Origin of the sequence: Sanguibacter suaedae, from assembly GCF_016342785.1 — a bacterium.
GTDB lineage: Bacteria > Actinomycetota > Actinomycetes > Actinomycetales > Cellulomonadaceae > Sanguibacter > Sanguibacter suaedae.
This window is the reverse complement of sequence record NZ_JAEINH010000009.1, coordinates 1-14,805: the sequence shown is the minus strand read 5'-3', so window position 1 is coordinate 14,805 and position 14,805 is coordinate 1. Positions and strand designations below refer to the sequence as shown.

The following is a 14,805-nucleotide window of genomic DNA, read 5'->3' as shown; positions in this document are numbered from 1 at the left end:
GCCGGTGCTGCTGCTCGACGTCGTCGGGCTCACGGAGAAGGCGCTCGCGCACATGCCGCGCCTGCGGGCGCTCGCGTCGGGCGGGTGGCAGTCGCCGCTGGCGACGATGCTGCCTGCGGTGACGTGCAGCATCCAGGCGACGATGCTCACGGGCCTCACGCCCGCGCAGCACGGCATCGTGGGCAACGGCTGGTACTTCCGCGGGTTGGGCGAGGTGCACCTGTGGCGCCAGCACAACAGGTTGGTCGAGGGCGAGAAGGTGTGGGAGACCGCGCGCCGTGAGCAGCCGGGGTACACGGCGGCGAACGTGTGCTGGTGGTACGCGATGGGCGCGAGCACGGACGTCACGGTGACGCCCCGACCGGTGTATCACGCGGACGGCCGCAAGTCGCCGGACGCGTACGTGCGCCCACCGGCGCTGCACGACGAGCTCACCGGGCGGTTCGGGGAGTTCCCGCTCTTCACGTACTGGGGTCCGACGGCGTCGATCGAGTCGTCACGGTGGATCGTCCACGCCACGCGGCACGTCATGCGGACACGGTCGCCGAACCTGCTCATGGCGTACGTGCCGCACCTCGACTACGACCTCCAGCGGTTCGGTCCCGACTCTCCCGAGGCGGACGCCGCGGCGGCCGACCTCGACGCCGTGCTGGCGCCGCTCCTCGACGACGCGGCCGAGCGCGGTCTCGTGGTCCTCGTCGTGTCCGAGTACGGGATCGCGCCCGCGAGCCGCCCGGTCCACATCAACCGGGCCCTGCGGGAGGAGGGTCTCCTCGAGGTGTACGTGCAGGACGGCCGCGAGCTGCTCGACCCATGGACGTCGCAGGCGTTCGCGGTGGCCGACCACCAGGTGGCGCACGTGTACGTCGACGACGCGTCGCAGGTCGCCCGGGTGGCCGACCTGCTGCGCGGGCTGCCCGGCGTGGACGAGGTCCTCGACCGCGACGCACAGGCCCGGTACGGGATCGACCACCCCCGCGCGGGTGAGCTCGTGGTGGTCGCGGAGCCGGGCGCGTGGTTCACGTACTACTTCTGGCTCGACGACGACGTCGCCCCCGACTACGCGCGCGGCGTCGACATCCACCGCAAGCCCGGCTACGACCCCGCCGAGCTGTTCTTCGACCCCGCCGACCCCTTGGCCAAGGCGCGGGCCGGGCTGAACCTCGTGAAGAAGAAGGTGGGCCTGCGGTACGCGATGCGGACCACGCCCCTCGACCCGTCGTGCGTCCGCGGCACCCACGGCCGGCTCCCGGACTCCGCCGCGGACACGCCGTTGATGATCTGCTCCGACCCGGCCACGTCAGGAGGGGTCGGTGATCTCGTCGCTGCGGGGCGTCCCGTCCCGGCGGCAGCGGTCAAGGACGTGGTGCTCGGTCTGCACGGACCCACGACGACATGAGTCGAGGCTGCGGCGTCGGGGACGCCCGAGCGGGGACGCCGCGCGGGACCGCTCGCTAAGGTCGGAGCATGGCTCTCATCCACCAGGCGACACTCAGTCCGACCAAGATCGAGCTCCTCGACGCCTGGGTCCCCACCCAGCCGTGGTTCGTGGGCACGCCCGGTACCGGTGTCACGCTCGTGGCGTCCTACCGGTTCGACGACCCGGAAGGCGAGGTCGGTATCGAGACGATGCTCGTCCGTGCCGGCGGTCCGGTCCTCCAGGTGCCCCTCACGTACCGCGGCGCACCCCTCGAGGGCGGGGACGCCGCCCTCATCACGACGATGGAGCACTCCGTGCTCGGCCGACGGTGGGTCTACGACGCCGAGCACGACCCGGTCTACCGGGCCGTCCTCGCCAGGACCGTGCTCACGGGCGGTCGCGAGGCCGACCAGTACGTGGAGGCCGACGGCGCGACGATCCCACGTGAGTCGACGGCCACGGTCGTCGGCAGCGGCACCAGGGCCGGGGCCGACGTGTCGGACGGCAACGCGCGCATCGACCTGGTGCGCACCCCGGGCACGGACGCACCCGACCTCGAGCCCCTGCCCGACGGGTCGCCGGTCGAGGTCCTCACCGGCACCTGGTCCGAGGACGGCGAGCTGTCCGCACCCCGCGTCCTCGCACGCGTCCGAGTCTGAACCCTCGTCGCGGAGCTCACCCGGCGGGCACGCCGCGGGGCGTCACGCCTCGCAGAACGCCGCGTCGAGGGTGTCGGTCACGGCGTCGTACGCCTCGTCGAGCGCGTCCTCGTCGTCCATGTCGATGAATCCCCACGGGAGCGAGGTCACCGCGACGCTGAACGCGGTGCCGTCGGGAGCGACGCCGTTGCGCGTCTGGAACCCGTGGATGTCACCGCCGTGCCCCCAGATGACACCGCCGCAGCTCAGGGGGTAGCTCTGCAGGCCCAGCCCGTACTCCGCGCCGGGCCACGAGCCGTCGTCGCTCGGCACCGTCGTCTGCATCTCCGTCATCATCTCCTCGCTGAGGAGACGCCCGTCGAGCACGGCCCGCGCGAACTCGTTGAGGTCGCTCGGGCTGGCGACGACCTGCCCGGCCGCCCCGGCCCACGAGGGGTCGAGCTCGGTCACGTCGATCTGCTCACCGTCGGAGCCCACGTGGTAGGCGGTCGGGTGATCGCCCCGGAGCTCCTGCTCACCGGCCGTCGGGTAGTAGGTGTGCTCGAGGCCGAGCGGGTCGACGATGCGCTCCGTGACCTCCTCGGCGACGGGCCGCTGCGTCACCTTCTCGATGAGCATCCCGAGGAGGATGTAGTTGGTGTTGCTGTACTCCCAGCGCTCCCCCGGCGCGAAGTGCGCCGGCTGGGCGAGCGCGATGTCGATGAGGTCCCTCGTCGGCACGTAGGCGTGCTGGATCTTCTCGAGCTCCAGGGCGAACTCCGCCGTGTACTCGGGGAGCCCGCTCGTGTGCTGCAGCAGCTGCCGCACGGTGATGGCGCGCCCGTCGATCCCGTCCCCGCGCACCAGGCCGGGCAGGTACGTCTCGATCGGTGCGTCGAGCTCGACGAGGCCCTCGTCGACGAGCTGCAGGACGGTGACGGCCGTGAAGGTCTTCGTGTTGCTGCCGACACGGACCTCCCCGTCGACGGGCACGGCTGCGCCGGTCGCGACGTCCCCGACACCGGCGACGTAGTCGTCATGGTCGCCGTCCGGGTGGGTCACGGACGCGAGCGCCGCGGGGAACCCGAGGTCGACGAGACCCTCCAGCCGGTCCTGCACCACGGGGTTCGCGGCGGGCTCGCCGGCCGCGCTGCTGGCGACGCCCGGGTCGTCGGCGAGGACCGAACCCGCTCCCCACCACACCCCGGCACCGAGCGCACCGACGGCCAGCACGCTCGTCGCACCGATGGCCACGGCCCTCCTGCGTGACGGCGTGGTGGTCGGTCGGGTGGTGGTCGTCCCGTGGTCGTCGTCGTGAGGCATGTCGTCGTCCCTTCCCTCTCAGGTGGCGGGCACCTGGTGCTCGCCGTCGTCCCGGCTGGACATCACCAGCCTGGGCCGTCGCGGCCTGTGACGCCCTACCCCCGTGGACAGGATGTGGACTGTCCTCGAGGAGGGGCGCCCCACGGCGCCGTGTGGGTCAGCAGGCTCGTCATCGCCTACCGTGGTGCGACATGACGATCACTGTGGCGATCGCCGACGACCAGAAGATCGTGCGCGCCGGCCTCACGGTCCTCCTCGAGGGTGCGCCCGACGTGCGCGTCGTCGGCGAGGCGCAGGACGGGCACGAGGCCGTGGCCCTCGTCCGCGAGCACCGCCCGGACGTCATCTGCATGGACATCCGGATGCCAGGCCTCGACGGCATCTCGGCGACCCGGCAGATCACCGCCGACCCGGAGAACACCACGGGTGTCCTCGTGCTGACGACCTTCGAGATCGACGACTACGTCTTCGGTGCGCTCGAGGCCGGCGCGTCGGGGTTCATGCTCAAGGGCGCCGACGAGGACCTGCTCATCGGCTCGGTCCGCTCCGTCGCCCGCGGGGACGGCACCCTGGACCAGCGTGTGACGCGCCGGGTGCTCACGGAGTTCGCCAACCGGACGTCCGCGCAGCGCCCTCCGGCGGCAGAGCTCGTCGTGCCCCTCACGGCACGCGAGACGGAGATCCTCACGCTCCTCGGCGAAGGACTGTCCACCCAGGAGATCGCGGGACGGCTCTTCGTGGAACCCACGACCGTCAAGTACCACGTGGCCGGGATCCTCGCCAAGACCGGCGCACGGGACCGGTTGCAGGCCGTCGTGTGGGCCTTCCGGAACGGCGTGATTACCGCACCGACCCTGGGGGTTCGGGTGCGAGGAGGATCGGGACGAGACCAGCCTGTGCGCTGATCCTGGCGGAGGCTCGCACCGTCGGTCTGGTCCCTATCGCGACCCCCTCCATGCGGGCGCCCACGTCTGTCTCGGCTGCGCTGTAACGGTCCACACCATTGCTGCTCGGTGTCCGTCCTGTTGGTTTGTGAGTGATCGGTCACTAACTAAGGAGCGACCATGAACGCCTACCCTTCCCGCGAGCTCACCCCCGCACAGCACGCCCTGGCAGAGCACCTGCGGCTGGTGTCCTCCGGCCAGATCGACGAGTGGATCGAGCTGTACGCCGCGGACGGCACGGTCGAGTTCCCCTTCGCTCCCGCCGGTGTGCCCAACCGGGTACAGGGACGCGAGGCGCTGATCGCCCACATGCGCGGCTTCCCGCAGACCTTCGACGTGACATTCGTCGACGTGAAGTTCATCGAGACGACCGACCCCCGCACCGCGGTCGCCGAGTACCGCTCAGAGGGAAGCGTCATCAGCACCGGCAAGCCGTACGAGCAGACGGTCATCACGGTGATCCGCCTCGACGAAGCTGGCCTGGTCGAGCGGTTCGTCGACTACTGGAACCCTCTCGTGGTCATCGAGGCCATGACCCCCGACCAGACGACCAGCGGCCAGGACGTGTCGTGGCCCGCAGGGCGCTGATCCCGATTCGGTAGGGTGGGAGTGGGCGAGACGGGTAGTCCACACCACCAGTTTCTAAACAACCCGGTCACTACGCCGCCTGCTCCGTTAGTCTGCTTCTACCCGACAGAACGGATGTGATCGTGGCAAATTTCCGCGTGTTCGTTTCGAGCACCGCATACGACCTCGGAGTTTTGCGGTCGGCTCTGCGAGGGTTTATCGAGCAGCTTGGTTATACCGCCGTGCTCAGCGAGTACTCTGATGTTCTGTACGACCCTAATGAACATACGCACAAGAGTTGCCTCGCCGAGGTACCGAACTGTGATGTCGTGGTGCTGATTATCGGGTCAAGATTCGGGTCAACCCTGCGTCCGGAGGTGCTAGAGGGCACATTCGGGAAGCTCTCCACAGATTTCCTGACGGATGCCGGTTCGGAAATCTCGATAACGCAAGCCGAAGTGCTAATGGCGACGGAGCGCCGGATCCCATTGTTCGCCTTCGTTGAAGGAGCTGTTTACCACGACTATTTCGTCTACCAGCAGAACAAGGGTAAGGAGTTTGCGGCGAAGATCTCCTATCCTTCGATAGCGCAGCCTGAGTCGGCGGAGTACATCTTCCGATTCATCGACTTTCTCCAGGGCAGGGCTTCAAATAATGCTGTGATCCCGTTCGAGCGATTGGAGGAAGTGACTGAACATCTAAGGAAGCAGTGGGCGGCCCTGTTCCAGCGGCTTCTGTCGGAGTCGCGCGAGGAAGCGCAAGACGCTCGCCGTATTGACCGGCTGGCCGATCAGTTCGACGATTTGAAGACAGCGCTTCTCGCTACGGTCGGCGATTCGTCTAACCGCGCTGTGGCCAGGGGTGTAATCAGGTACCGACGCCTGGTCGATTTCCTCCGAAGCCTCCCGAACTCGGGCACGCCCATGCGCCAGGTAGTGATCGAGGGTGCGGCGAGTTTTTGGGACATGTTGCGTGAAGCCGCGGGATTCGCGGGCCTGCAGGAAATCGATAATCAGCGGAACTCGCTTTGGAACGCAGTCCTTTATACGAATGACGGTGAGACGTATCTGAGTCGGCTGCCTTTGGTCGGGCTCGAGCGCCTAGAGCGCGACTGGCAAGCCTTTAGAGGCCTAAGCGCGCCAGATCGCGAAGTGATCTTCGATGCCATCCTCGATTCGGATGATCGACACGCGGGTTATGTACGCCGCGCAAGTAAGGACGACATAGAACGGCTCGCGGGACCGACCAGTCGAGAGTGGCTCCTCGATGACGAGACGCGCGTGCGGTTTGAAGCAATGGGGCCGCTAGCACCTCGGGTCGAAAACGATGACGAGGACCCGGAGCCGCCGCGCGCGGCGGGCGCTTGACCTGAAGCAGCAACAAGATTCGTCCCCGGCGGTCGGAACTCGTGTGGGCGCGTCCGCTCCTCCTGGCAAGGAGCGGAGCGCCCGCAGTCCGCGCTAGCAGGCGAAGACGAACGGCACCGCGGTAGTCGCCGTGTGCTCTGTGCGGGTGGTTCCTTGTACGCGCCCGGGCCGGGTGATTAGGTTCTGGGGCGGGCGCTGGCTGACCGGCGGCTACTGAGACAACTGATGAGGCCCTGTCCCGGGGCCATCGCGAGTGGCGCGCGGTCACAGGGAGACGGGAAGTACAGGGCGCGCGGCCCGCAGAGCGCGCCACTGCCCGCCACGAGACGAACTGTCAACGGACCGGTCGCGTCCCTGTCGCGTCGTCTCGTGGGTGGTCCCGTTGTTTCCTCTGTCGTCTGGTCCTTGTTGGTCCTTCTCGCTGTATCACGCTGCCGCTGAGAGGGTTCTTGCTTCGTCGGCTCCCACCAGCCCGAACGTTCGACCGGCACCCGTGGTACGGCCGCTGACCCCGAGCGGGCAGCGCCGAGTCAGTCCGGCGCGCGCGTGCCACCGTCCGCCGCTACTACGCGGCCCACGGCCTGAATTGCCTGGGCACACTCACCTACGGGCTGCTGCTCTGCACGAACCCGGTGGCGCTGCGTTGGCACGTCGCCGAGTTCTTCCACGACCTCCGCGACGCTCTCGGCGGCGACCCGCTGCGGTGCGTGTGGGTGCCCGAGCTGCACGAGGACGGCGGGCGCTTCCACGTGCACTTCGCCGTGGGCACGTTCGTGCCCTCTGGGCTGATCCGTCGCACGTGGGGCCGGGGGTACGTGAGCATCAAGTTGCTCGGTGAGCTTGGTGTGGGTGCTGGGGCGCTGGAGGAGGCGCGCCGTGCGGTCGGGTACCTGTCGAAGTACGTCGGCAAGGCCTTCACCGACCCGTCGGTGCGGGTGCCCGGGGATGCATCGGTACGACGTCGCGCAGGGGTTCAAGCCCGCGCAGATGAGGGTTTTGGGGCTATCCTCCGATGAGGTGCTGACCCGGGCGTCGGAGGTGCTAGGGATCGAGTCGGCGCGCTGCTGGTTCTGCCCGGACACCGAGGGGTGGGTCGGCCTGCCGGTGCTGTGGGCTCAGTGGTGCCGGTGATTCTCGCGACCGTTGATCGTGATGCGCTGGCTCGATAGGTGGAGCGCTCGTGCGCTGCGCAGGGTGTTCCGGTTCGTGTGTCCGATCCTGCGGTGCTTGCCGATGTGGGCGTCCTGTTGGGCACGCGGCCGGTCTGAGCGCCTCCCTGCCGCCGAGCCAGCTGCACTCGGTCCGGGTCCAGCCCGCGCCGCCCGGGGACGTTGGCCTCGGTGATGACGGCGTGGTCGAGTCGTGCTGGACGCCGCCTTGGCCTGTTTCGCGCGCAAGGGTTACTACGGCACGACGTCCAGTGAGATCGCCGAACGGGCCGGAATCTCTCTGCCCTACGTCTACCGCCTCTTCGCCAGCAAGGAGGCGCTGTTTGCCGGTGCCGTTCTCCACGCGTCCGAGCTGCTCTCCGATGCTCTGACCGGTGCCGACGAGGCCTGGCCGCCCCGGCAGGCGGAGGGGGTGATGCGTGCGATCCGGTCCGCCTACAGCACCCTGATCCAGGACCGGGACGTCATGCGGTTCCTCATGCAGGCCAGCTGCACAGCTGATGAGCCGCTCATGGCCGAGGCGGTGCGCACGTGCTATGCCCGGCAGGTCGAACTCGTCAGCGAGCTCCTGAACCACGACGACGCTGCGGTCCGGCACTGGTTCGGCGCCGGCATGCTCGAGAACGTCATCCTGACTCTCGGCCTGGCCGACGTCGACGAGCCCTGGGCGGGGACCCTCAGCGGCCTCGATCGGACAGCGGCAATTCCACCCACCAGGTTTCGCTTTAACTCCGACCGCGAGGGCGGTCAGCCGACGACGGCGTCGATCGCCTCCGCAGAGAGGACGTGGTCGATGGCCATGGCGCTCGCCCCGAGGACCCCGGCTCGACGGCCGGTCTGGGAGGTGACGATGCGCAGGTGCTGCGTGGCCAGCGGCAGGGAGCGCTGGTAGACGACCTCGCGGATCCCGGCGAGCAGGTGGTCGCCTGCCTCGGCGACCTGCCCGCCGACGACGATGACCGACGGGTTGAGCAGGCTCACCGTGGCGGCGAGGACGGTCCCGAGGTCGCGCCCTGCCTGGCGCACGGCCTGGCTGGCGACCACGTCGCCGGAGCGCACGAGCGCCACGACGTCGGTGCCGTCCGTCGCGTCGAGCCCGGACTCCGCGAGCGCGCGGGCGATGGCACGTCCGCCGGCGACGGCCTCGACGCAGCCCGTGTTGCCGCAGCGGCAGGGGACGTCGGCGGCGCTGTGCACGGCGATGTGCCCGATGTCCCCTGCGGCGCCCTGCGCCCCGCGGCGGAGGGCGCCGTCGCTGATGAGGCCTGCCCCGATGCCGGTGGCGACCTTGACGAAGAGGAGGTCGGCGACGTCGGGCCACGCGGCCCGGTGCTCACCGAGGGCCATGACGTTCACGTCGTTGTCGACGAGGACGGGTGCGTCGAAGCGGGCGGAGAGGATCCCGGGGACGTCGACGTCGTCCCAGCCGGGCATGATCGGCGGGTTGATGGGCCGCCCGGTGGAGTGCTCGACGGGGCCGGGCAGGCCCATGCCGACGCTCGCGAGGTCGGTGAGGGGGCGTCCGGCCTCGGCGACGAGCTCGGCGCCGGCGTCGGCGACCCATCCGAGGACGGCGTCGGGCCCGTCCGCGATGGAGATGGTGGCGCTGCGCTCGGCGAGGACCTGGGAGGCGAGGTCGGTGACGGCGAGGTGCGCGTGGGTGGCGCCGAGGTCGACGGCGAGGACCACGCGGGAGCCGGGGTTGAAGGCGAACGTCACGGGTGGTCGCCCGCCGGTGGAGCCGGCGTCGCCCGCGGGGGCGACGAGCCCCGAGCTCATGAGCTGGTCGATGCGGGCGGCGATGGTGGACCTGGCCTGCCCGGTGACGGTGGCGAGCTCTGCGCGGGTGCGGGGTTCTCCGTCACGGAGGAGCTGGAAGATGCGCCCGACCCCCGTGGGCCTGCTCACCGGGGTGTCGGTCTTCACGATGCTCACGGTGCCTGCTTCCCTCTCCTCCGCGATGTTCTACGGAGTCAACTTTTGATTGTGTGGTGACAAAAGATATCGCACCCGACGAGGCCGTGGTGACGCCGGCCAGGGTGACGTGGGGGTGAGACCCGTCCCCACTTGCAACACTTCGGTCGCAACTTCTGCTGGACACCGAGCAGAAGTGCGCTATGTTCGGTTCATCCCGGGCGACGGTGCCCGGAGCAGATCGAAGGAGACCGACGTGGCCAGACCGATCACCCTCTTCACCGGCCAGTGGGCCGACCTCCCCTTCGAGGAGGTGGCACGCCTCGCCTCCGGCTGGGGGTACGACGGCCTCGAGATCGCCTGCTGGGGCGACCACCTCGACCCGTGGCGCGCCGCCGAGGACGACGCCTACGTCCAGGACCGCCTCGACATCCTCGAGCGGCACGGGCTCCAGGTCCACGCCATCTCGAACCACCTCAAGGGCCAGGCCGTCTGCGACGACCCCATCGACGCCCGGCACCGCGACATCCTCCCCGACCGCATCTGGGGCGACGGTGACGCCGAGGGCGTCCGGCAGCGCGCCGCCGAGGAGATGAAGATGACCGCCCGCGCCGCCGCGCGCCTGGGCGTGCAGACCGTCGTCGGCTTCACCGGCTCCTCCATCTGGAAGTACGTCGCGATGTTCCCGCCCGCCACGCAGGAGATGGTCGACGCCGGGTACCAGGACTTCGCGGACCGCTGGAACCCCATCCTCGACGTGTTCGACGAGGAGGGCGTGCGGTTCGCGCACGAGGTCCACCCGAGCGAGATCGCCTACGACTACTGGACGACCGCCCGCACCCTGGAGGCGATCGACCACCGCCCCGCGTTCGGCCTCAACTGGGACCCGAGCCACATGGTGTGGCAGGACCTCGACCCGGTGAGCTTCCTCTGGGACTTCAAGGACCGGATCTACCACGTCGACTGCAAGGACGCGAAGAAGCGCATGACCAACGGTCGCAACGGCCGCCTCGGGTCCCACCTGGCCTGGGCCGACCCGCGCCGCGGCTGGGACTTCGTCTCCACAGGCCGCGGGGACGTCCGCTGGGAGGACGCCTTCCGCATGCTCAGCACGATCGGCTACGCGGGCCCGATCTCCGTCGAGTGGGAGGACGCCGGCATGGACCGGCTCGTGGGCGCACCGGAGGCGCTGGAGTTCGTCCGCCGCAACCTCTTCGACGCCCCCACGGCCGCCTTCGACGCCGCCTTCTCCACCTCCCGGTAGCACTTCTACCAGCAGCGACGCTCATTTCTAACATCCACCGCGCTACTTATGATTGACAGCCGACACAAGTACCGTTAGGTTCCTCAGCATGGTCAACGACGACCCCCGAAGCAGCCCCCGCCCGCTCCTCCAGATGCGCGGCATCGTCAAGGTGTTCCCCGGCGCACGCGCCCTCGACGGCGTCGACCTCGACGTCCTCCCCGGCGAGGTCCACTGCCTCCTCGGGCAGAACGGTGCCGGCAAGTCCACCCTCATCAAGGTCCTCGCCGGAGCCCACCAGCCCACCGAGGGCCGCATCCTCGTCGACGGCGAGCCCGTCACCATCGCGAACCCCGTCGCAGCCCTCGGGCTCGGCATCGCGACCATGTACCAGGAGCTCGACGTCGTCGACGGCCTGAGCGTCGCCGAGAACATCTACCTCGGCCACGAGCTCGCCACCGCCGGGTTCTCCCAGCGACGCGAAGCCACGCGCCGCACGCAGGAGATCCTCGCCCGCCTCGGCCACCCCGAGATCTCCCCCGGCCAGGAGGTCGGACGCCTGTCCGCCGCCGGCAAGCAGATCGTGTCCATGGCACGCGCCCTGTCCCACGACGCCCGGGTCATCGTCATGGACGAGCCGTCCGCGGTCCTCGACTCCGAGGAGGTCGCCAACCTCTTCCGCGTGGTCCACGAGCTCACCGCCCAGGGCGTCGCCATCGTCTACATCTCCCACCGCCTCGAGGAGATCCGGCAGATCGGCGACCGCATCACCGTCCTCAAGGACGGGCGCACCGTCGCCACCAACCTCCAGGTGTCCGAGACCAGCAAGGACACGCTCATCCGGCACATGACCGGCCGCAGCGTCGACCACGCGTTCGCGACCCGACCGCCGCTCGCACCCGACGCCGAGGTCCTCCTCGACGTCCAGGGGCTCGCCCTCGCCGGGGCGTTCGAGGGCGTCGACCTCCAGGTCCGCGCCGGGGAGGTCGTCGGCCTCGCCGGGCTCGTCGGCTCCGGGCGCTCCGAGATCCTCGAGACCATCTACGGTGCCCGGCGTGCCACCGCCGGCACCGTCACCGTCGGCGGCCAGAAGCTGGGACGCGGCTCCGTCGCCCACGCCGTGCGCGCCGGGATCGGGCTGTGCCCCGAGGAGCGCAAGAGCCAAGGGCTGCTCCTCGACGAGCCCGTCTACCGCAACATCACGCTCTCCACCTTCGGCCGGTTCGCGCGCAGCGCCTTCCTCGACGAGAAGGCCGAGCGGGCCGCCGCCGAGGAGCAGATCCGCTCCCTCGACCTGCGCCCCGCCGACGCGGACCGCACCGCGCGCACCCTGTCCGGCGGCAACCAGCAGAAGGCGCTCCTCGGCCGGTGGCTCGTCCACGGGTGCCGGGTCCTGCTCCTCGACGAACCCACCCGCGGCGTCGACATCGGGGCCCGCTCCGAGATCTACGCCCTCGTGAGCTCCCTCGCCGCGTCCGGCGCAGCAGTCCTCGTCGTCTCCAGCGAGATCGAGGAGGTCCTCGGGATGTCCGACCGGGTCCTCGTCATCTCCGAGGGACGCGTCGTCCACGAAGGTCCCGCCGCAGAGATCGACGAGCACACCGTGCTCGACCTCGTCATGGAAGGAAGTGCCGCGTGAGCGAGCAGAAGCTGACCCCCGTGGTCGCGACGGACGAGACGTCCGAGGTCGCGCGCAAGGAGGTGGCACGCAGCGGGGGCCGCACCAACCCCCTCTCCGGCCCGCTCGGCCGCACCGTCGGACTCGTCCTGGCCCTCCTCATCCTCTGCGTCGTCGGGTACGTCACCGCCGGCGAGCGCTTCGCCAGCGTGAACAACCTCATGACGATCCTGCAGCTCGCCGCCGTCATCGGCGTCCTGAGCATCGGGATGACCTTCGTCATCACGGGAGGCGGCATCGACCTGTCGGTGGGTTCCGTCCTCGGGCTGGCGACCGTGTGGTCCACAACCCTGGCGACGCAGACGATGGCGGAGGACACGCACTGGATCGTCATCGTCGGGGTCGCCCTCGCCGTCGGCACCGTGTGCGGGCTCATCAACGGGGTGCTCATCGCCTACGGCGGGGTGGTCGCGTTCATGGCGACGCTCGCCATGCTCGTCGGCGCCCGGGGCCTCGCAGAGATGATCGCCAACCGCCGCACGCAGGTGGTCACCGTCCAGCCGTTCCTCGACACGTTCCGTGCCGACGTCCTCGGCATCCCCGTCATCGTGTGGATGTTCGCCCTCGTCTCGGTGGCCGGGTGGGTCCTGCTCAACCGGACCACCTTCGGCCGGCGCACCCTCGCCGTCGGCGGCAACCCCGAGGCCGCGCGCCTCGCCGGCATCAAGGTCCGCCGGCACTCCATGTACCTCTACGGGATCGCCGGGCTCACCGCGGGCATCGCCGCCGTGATGATGCTCGCCCGCACCACGGCCGGGTCGTCGACCAACGGCTCGCTCTACGAGCTCGAGGCCATCGCGGCCGTCGTCGTCGGCGGGACGCTCCTCGCCGGGGGGCGCGGCACCATCGTCGGCACCGTGCTCGGTGTCCTCATCTTCACGACGCTCACCAACGTCTTCACGCAGAACAACATCTCGAGCTCCGCCCAGGCGGTGGTCAAGGGCGTCATCATCGTCGCCGCCGTCCTCCTCCAGCAGCGCTTCGCCTCACGCAGCCGCACCTAGCCCGCCCACCGCTGCCCCGCCACCACCCGTCCCAGCCCGCACCACGCCACCCGCTCCCCCGGACCGAGTCACAGGAGATTCCCATGTCCGCACGTCTGTCCGCCCGCCGCACCCTCCGCCAGCGCATGACCGTCCTCACCGTCGCGACAGCAGCGTCCGCGCTGCTCGTCACGGGGTGCACCTCGAACACGCCGGAGGACGAGGACGTGAGCGCCGACGCCGGCACGGCGTCCGACAACGACGCCACCGGCGACACCGTCGTCATCGGCTTCTCCGCCCCGGCGGCCGACCACGGCTGGATGGCCGCCATCTCGGCCGCGGCCGTCGAGGAGGCCGAGCGCCACGAGGACGTCGACCTGCGCGTCGCGGAGGGCACCAACGACGTCAACCAGCAGATCAGCCAGATCGAGACGTTCATCAACGACGGCGTCGACGCGATCGTCATGCTCCCCTACGACGGTGCGGCGCTCACCCAGGTCGCCATCGAGGCCATGGAGGCCGGCATCGTCGTCATCAACGTCGACCGCGAGTTCACCTCGCCGTTCGCCGCGCGCGCCACCGTGCTCGGCGACAACTACGGCATGGGCGTGAGCGCCGGGACGTACATCTGCGAGCAGCTCGGGGACGACCCCGACGCCGTCGTCGCCGAGATCGCGGGCATCGACTCCCTGCCCCTCACGCAGGACCGCAGCGAGGGCTTCAGCGACGCCCTCTCCGACTGCGGCCTCGACGTCGACAACCGGGTGGCCGCCGACTTCACGGTGCAGGGCGGCGAGCAGGCCGCAGCGAACCTCCTGCAGGCCGCACCGCAGATCGACGCCATCTGGAACCACGACGACGACCAGGGTGTGGGCGTCCTCGCCGCGATCGAGAACGCGGGCCGCGACGAGTTCTTCATGGTGGGCGGCGCCGGGTCGGCGAACGTCATGCGCTCCATCCAGGCCGACGACTCCGTCCTCCAGGCCACGGTCGTGTACCCCGCGACGCAGGCCGCCGACGGCATCAAGCTCGCCCGCCTCGTCGTGCAGGACAAGTCGGTGGGCGACCTCACGTCGCTGAGCGTGCCGCGCACCGTCCAGCTCTTCGCACCCGTCGTCACCGCGGACAACGTGGAGCAGTACCTGTCCACCGCGTTCGAGTCCTGACAGGGAGGGAACCACGCTCATGGACCGCCCCGCACGGCCCCGCCTGGGTGTCGCGATGATCGGCTACTCCTTCATGGGTGCCGCGCACTCCCAGGCGTGGCGCACCGCGCCCCGCTTCTTCGACCTACCCATGGCACCCGACATGGCGGTGCTCGGCGGCCGCGACCCGCACGCCGTGCGCGACGCCGCGGACCGCCTCGGCTGGTCGTCGACGGAGACGGACTGGCGCGTGGCGGTCGAGCGGGACGACGTCGACCTCGTCGACATCTGCACCCCGGGCGACTCGCACGCCGAGATCGCGGTCGCGGCGCTGCGGGCCGGGAAGCACGTCCTGTGCGAGAAGCCCCTCGCCAACACGGTGGCGGAGGCCGAGCTCATGGTGGCGGCGGCCGA

Annotated in this window: 13 protein-coding genes and 1 pseudogene; 12 read left to right on the top strand and 2 right to left on the bottom strand. The window is 69.8% G+C overall.

What is annotated here, in order from left to right:
- Positions 1-4: 4 nt before the first annotated feature.
- Positions 5-1,399, top strand: coding sequence for an alkaline phosphatase family protein (locus JAV76_RS11220; RefSeq protein WP_307844170.1), 1,395 nt, complete (start codon positions 5-7; stop codon positions 1,397-1,399).
- Between the two features lie 68 nt (positions 1,400-1,467).
- Positions 1,468-2,079, top strand: coding sequence for a CG0192-related protein (locus tag JAV76_RS11215; protein WP_198734151.1), 612 nt, complete (start codon positions 1,468-1,470; stop codon positions 2,077-2,079).
- A gap of 42 nt (positions 2,080-2,121) precedes the next feature.
- Here JAV76_RS11215 and JAV76_RS11210 read toward each other — a convergent pair whose 3' ends face one another.
- Positions 2,122-3,381 (bottom strand): serine hydrolase domain-containing protein, encoded by a 1,260-nt coding sequence (locus JAV76_RS11210; protein ID WP_198734150.1) that lies wholly within the window; start codon positions 3,379-3,381, stop codon positions 2,122-2,124.
- Positions 3,382-3,572: 191 nt separating this feature from the next.
- Here JAV76_RS11210 and JAV76_RS11205 point away from each other — a divergent pair, with 191 nt between their 5' ends.
- The 5 genes and pseudogenes from JAV76_RS11205 to JAV76_RS15140 all read left to right on the top strand — a co-directional run.
- Complete coding sequence (locus JAV76_RS11205; protein ID WP_198734149.1) at positions 3,573-4,286, top strand: response regulator transcription factor; 714 nt, start codon at positions 3,573-3,575, stop codon at positions 4,284-4,286.
- Between the two features lie 159 nt (positions 4,287-4,445).
- Complete coding sequence (locus JAV76_RS11200) at positions 4,446-4,913, top strand: nuclear transport factor 2 family protein (protein WP_198734148.1); 468 nt, start codon at positions 4,446-4,448, stop codon at positions 4,911-4,913.
- A 122-nt stretch (positions 4,914-5,035) separates the two neighbouring features.
- Positions 5,036-6,259: a DUF4062 domain-containing protein gene (locus JAV76_RS11195; RefSeq protein WP_198734147.1), complete on the top strand. Its 1,224-nt coding sequence runs from the start codon at positions 5,036-5,038 to the stop codon at positions 6,257-6,259.
- 632 nt (positions 6,260-6,891) lie between these two features.
- Positions 6,892-7,275, top strand: coding sequence for a rolling circle replication-associated protein (locus tag JAV76_RS11190; RefSeq protein WP_198734146.1), 384 nt, complete (start codon positions 6,892-6,894; stop codon positions 7,273-7,275).
- Positions 7,276-7,621: 346 nt separating this feature from the next.
- Positions 7,622-7,744 (top strand): annotated as a pseudogene (locus tag JAV76_RS15140) (helix-turn-helix domain-containing protein); the annotation flags it as partial.
- A gap of 431 nt (positions 7,745-8,175) precedes the next feature.
- Here JAV76_RS15140 and JAV76_RS11185 read toward each other — a convergent pair.
- Positions 8,176-9,363 carry an ROK family transcriptional regulator gene (locus tag JAV76_RS11185; protein WP_307844168.1) on the bottom strand — a complete coding sequence of 396 codons (1,188 nt, stop codon included), beginning with the start codon at positions 9,361-9,363 and terminating at the stop codon, positions 8,176-8,178.
- Between the two features lie 235 nt (positions 9,364-9,598).
- Between JAV76_RS11185 and JAV76_RS11180 the strand changes: the two genes are divergently transcribed.
- The 5 genes from JAV76_RS11180 to JAV76_RS11160 all read left to right on the top strand — a co-directional run.
- Complete coding sequence (locus JAV76_RS11180) at positions 9,599-10,606, top strand: sugar phosphate isomerase/epimerase family protein (RefSeq protein WP_198734145.1); 1,008 nt, start codon at positions 9,599-9,601, stop codon at positions 10,604-10,606.
- An 88-nt stretch (positions 10,607-10,694) separates the two neighbouring features.
- The gene (locus tag JAV76_RS11175) at positions 10,695-12,224 is read left to right on the top strand and encodes a sugar ABC transporter ATP-binding protein (protein ID WP_198734144.1); all 1,530 of its coding nucleotides are present in this window, start codon (positions 10,695-10,697) and stop codon (positions 12,222-12,224) included.
- Entirely contained in the window at positions 12,221-13,267 is a 1,047-nt protein-coding gene (locus JAV76_RS11170) for an ABC transporter permease (protein ID WP_198734143.1), read from the top strand. Before JAV76_RS11175 ends, JAV76_RS11170 begins: the two co-directional genes overlap by 4 nt.
- A gap of 83 nt (positions 13,268-13,350) precedes the next feature.
- Positions 13,351-14,412, top strand: a complete 1,062-nt coding sequence (locus JAV76_RS11165; RefSeq protein ID WP_198734142.1) for a substrate-binding domain-containing protein — start codon at positions 13,351-13,353, stop codon at positions 14,410-14,412.
- 19 nt (positions 14,413-14,431) lie between these two features.
- Positions 14,432-14,805 (top strand): Gfo/Idh/MocA family protein (locus JAV76_RS11160; RefSeq protein WP_198734141.1); only part of this gene is annotated, 374 nt, incomplete at its 3' end.